This window comes from uncultured Methanobrevibacter sp., assembly GCF_902801725.1.
Classification (GTDB): Archaea; Methanobacteriota; Methanobacteria; order Methanobacteriales; family Methanobacteriaceae; genus Methanocatella.
In genome coordinates, this window is the sequence record NZ_CADCJB010000072.1 from 1 (window position 1) to 3,468 (window position 3,468).

The 3,468-nt window shown below is 31.7% G+C and carries 5 protein-coding genes; all 5 read right to left on the reverse strand.

What is annotated here, in order from left to right; translation table 11 throughout:
- Nucleotides 1-335: 335 nt before the first annotated feature.
- Nucleotides 336-716 carry a hypothetical protein gene (locus QZV68_RS10030; protein ID WP_296880858.1) on the reverse strand — a complete coding sequence of 127 codons (381 nt, stop codon included), beginning with the start codon at nt 714-716 and terminating at the stop codon, nt 336-338.
- Nucleotides 717-851: 135 nt separating this feature from the next.
- Nucleotides 852-1,463: a hypothetical protein gene (locus QZV68_RS10035; protein ID WP_296880859.1), complete on the reverse strand. Its 612-nt coding sequence runs from the start codon at nt 1,461-1,463 to the stop codon at nt 852-854.
- Between the two features lie 76 nt (nt 1,464-1,539).
- Entirely contained in the window at nt 1,540-2,355 is an 816-nt protein-coding gene (locus tag QZV68_RS10040; protein WP_296880860.1) for a hypothetical protein, read from the reverse strand.
- A 145-nt stretch (nt 2,356-2,500) separates the two neighbouring features.
- Complete coding sequence (locus QZV68_RS10045) at nt 2,501-3,148, reverse strand: hypothetical protein (protein WP_296880861.1); 648 nt, start codon at nt 3,146-3,148, stop codon at nt 2,501-2,503.
- 15 nt (nt 3,149-3,163) lie between these two features.
- Nucleotides 3,164-3,468 (reverse strand): hypothetical protein (locus QZV68_RS10050; RefSeq protein WP_296880862.1); only part of this gene is annotated, 305 nt, incomplete at its 5' end.

A 3,468-nucleotide genomic window follows, 5' to 3' on the forward strand; every position in this document is an offset into this window, starting at 1 on the left:
TATTGCAATGATAATTCCAATTATTACTTTTTTATCCATTTTTTTATCCCCTTTTATTTAAGCTTATTTTGATTTAATTCAAAAGGTGTGACAGTTAAATTCGGTGTATATGTCTGAGATTCAGCAGAAAAAATAAAATTGTATCTATTTGAAAGATTTTCTATCTTACGCTTAATTTTCGATAATACAATCTGTAATGCATTAAACAATTTCTTTAAAGATTTTGAAAAAGGCATTATTTTATTTAGAAAATGGAACCTCAATATCATATAAAAGATTATTTGTCAGTATTACTTTATAAATATTGTTAATTAAATCCTGCATTTAGGCTGATATTAAAGCTTTTCAATTATTAAATCCCTGAGTTCTTCACTTAATTTGTCATCAATCTGCTTTTGGTATACTTGGATATTTCTTCTAAAGTCATCTTCAAGGGTTATGATTTCAGGTTCGATTTTAACGTAAAGTTCATCACCTAAAATATCTGCTATGCTAAGGGTTGCCTTTTTAATGAAAGCCTCATGGGGCCTAATCAGGCCGGGATTTGAAAGTATATAATCAAGCATTATCCTTATGGAGATTATGTCAACCAGTTCTATATCCGGATAGCCGTAGTGCTTTAATTCAGTTATTAATTTATGGAGGGTTGTTTTTAGTTCTGGTGATGGTTTTGAATTTAACAGCTGATTGAGGTAGCAATCAATAATTTTCAACACACCCTGCAAAAAGCAATGCGGTTAAAATACAGTCCGTATCCATTAACGATAGAAAAGATATGTATTTGCTTGTCATGTATAATATTGTGGACCTGTTTATATATATTAAAAGTCCTAGAGAGCGGATGACAAGTATTATATGTCTTCTATTGCATAGCATCCATTGTCCTTTTTAAGGGCTTTTTCAATCTGGAAATCACAGATTCTGTTGTAAATGTCATTTTCAAATGATTTGGTTGAATATTCCTTTACCAGCTCGTCAAAGTGATTTGATCTTCTCATCAAATCCGCTTTCACCAGCATCATATCATCACTGGCTTTAAGAAAGTCAATGTAGTCCAGGCATTTGTTTCTCATTAGAAGAGAGTTTTTTTCATCATTTACATCATCACATGCCCATGCGCAGTGAAGCAGGGAGTAGAATTTTTCTTCATTGTCATCTGATATCATGTACTGGCGATAGAATATTTCTGACTGGTGGCTTTTAAAATTTAAATCATCACAGCTTTTATATTCATCTTTTTCAACAAATTCTCTGGTGATTTCTGGTGTCTGGTTAAAATCAGATGCTACGTATCCGCATTTTGGACATTCATGTGTCCATGTATCCATTGTGCTTCTTGCCATTTCAGGCGGTCTTAAGTCAAGGTCCGGTGAACCCATCTGGTTGGTTGAGGCTAATTGAATTATTTCAAATTCATTTTCACATATCGGGCATGTTGTTAATATTGGAAAAATCTGAGTCATTATTATCACCTTGTGTATATATTGTTTATTATATTATATAAACATATCTTATACACAAAGTAATAATATGGTGAAGCTATTCTTCACCATCCTCACTTTTATCTTTTTTATCGGAAGAGTCTTCGCCAGATTCTTCAGTGCTCTCAGAAGAATCTTCACCATCATCAAATTCAATAGTGTTGTCTGAACAGTATGATTTAACGTCAGATAAGACTTTTATTAAATCAGCTTCAGAAAGTTCATATGTAAAGTAATATATTACAGGAATAACATCATTTGCAGCAATGATTTCAAGATAATTGGCATTGAACACAACTTTTTTGGTATTGTACAATTCAATGTCTGAAATTATATCATCACCGGCCTCATCAGACATTACTTTAACATCAGAACCTTCATATTCCTCTTTTAAAGATGAGATATTTTCCTCGTCAGTTATTGAATCTTCTAGGTTTAAGTTGCTGAGTTTTTCTTTGAATAATTTGGCATTGTGCAGTTTTTCCTGGATTTGTGATAATTCCTGTTCCAAGTCCTTTTCATCTTTTAAAAGGGAATTGATAAACGCTTCACTGCCGTGATTATAATTTTCATATAACTCCAATACTTCACGTGCACTTAAAATTGAATTGTTTTTAAAGAATTCTTTTGTATGGGCTTTAACACGAATGCTTAAAGGTTTTAATTTCTCTTTTTTTGATTCAATATCTTCTTCATCAAATGGTATGAATTCACGACCTAATTTGTAAAGGGATTCGATGCGTTCTTTAAACATTTCTTCAAATTCGTCATATGGAAGTTCATCAGGTAAATTTATTTCCAATTCACCGGGCATGTATCTTCCTCCGAATTTTTTATTTCCAAATCTGAATTCTTTTGTATCTTTTTCACTCATAAGATAATCTCCTTAATGTTTACTTTTTTCAAATTTGTGTACACAATTAATAGTAGTGGCTTCTACTATATAAATGTTTGTATTCATAATTAAAAAAAGTATACATGAAAATGAAAAAGAATTCAAAAATAAAAAAAGTATGCAGTCAGTATAACTGCATTTCATTTTCCAAAGCCTTGGCTTCCTGACGGTTTTTCTCATGCTCTTCGGCAGGAGACAAATCCAAAGGTCTGGTATAATATAACTCCAAATCATTAATAACTTCACATATTGACATATGTAAAAGCTCCTTTAGGGCCAAAGACTTTTGAATGTCAGTCATATCATCATTATCATAAATTTCTGATTTGTCATGTTCATAATCAGCACGAATCTTATCCTCATCAAGAAGAACTTCAAGATCTTCTCTGTGGTATTTCTCATCACTTTCAACAAGAAAATTGATTAAAGATTCCTTATCATCACTATAATCCTTATCCGGATTTGCAATCACGTTTCTAAAATACATATTAACAGACTGGAAAATATCTCTTGACTCTCTTCCTTCAAGCAGATCATCACAAATTATATCAAACCCTGATGAAATGAAATAATTATCATCCTCAAATTTAGTGGCAAACACCAGTTCTATTTCCTCATCACCAACCGTTTGAATGAGATGAATGTCCTCACCTTTTTTGAAAGTTTCACAGTTGAAACTGGAATCCCTTAATCTGTAATCGCAGAATCCTGAATTCAAGGTCTTTTCAACCTCATTTATCATATCAGCAGAAATCTCAGTAAAATTATCCATATAAAACAACTCTCCTCATTTAATTACTATATCAGATGAATGAGCATCATTATACTTGCTGTCACCTTTAAAATAACTTTTAACTTCAAAAGAACCTTTAATAACAGTCAAATTGATTGATGCAGTACCGTTTTTGTCAGTGACTAAAGTATAAGATTCATTATTAAATTTAACAGTAATGAATTTATCCGCCAAAACCCTGTTATTTACATCCTTAAGCTGAACAGTATACTCATTGGATGCATCCAGATTTGAATTGGATATCATAGACAATGTAGTATCGGTTTTGGAACTGTGATTTATAAAAAAAACACCGGCAA

Bases quoted from the DNA above. Each gene is read 5' to 3' on its own strand.
- QZV68_RS10045 (WP_296880861.1), bottom strand. From the start codon at position 3,148: ATGGATAATTTTACTGAGATTTCTGCTGATATGATAAATGAGGTTGAA.
- QZV68_RS10035 (WP_296880859.1), bottom strand. From the start codon at position 1,463: ATGACTCAGATTTTTCCAATATTAACAACATGCCCGATATGTGAAAAT.
- QZV68_RS10040 (WP_296880860.1), bottom strand. From the start codon at position 2,355: ATGAGTGAAAAAGATACAAAAGAATTCAGATTTGGAAATAAAAAATTC.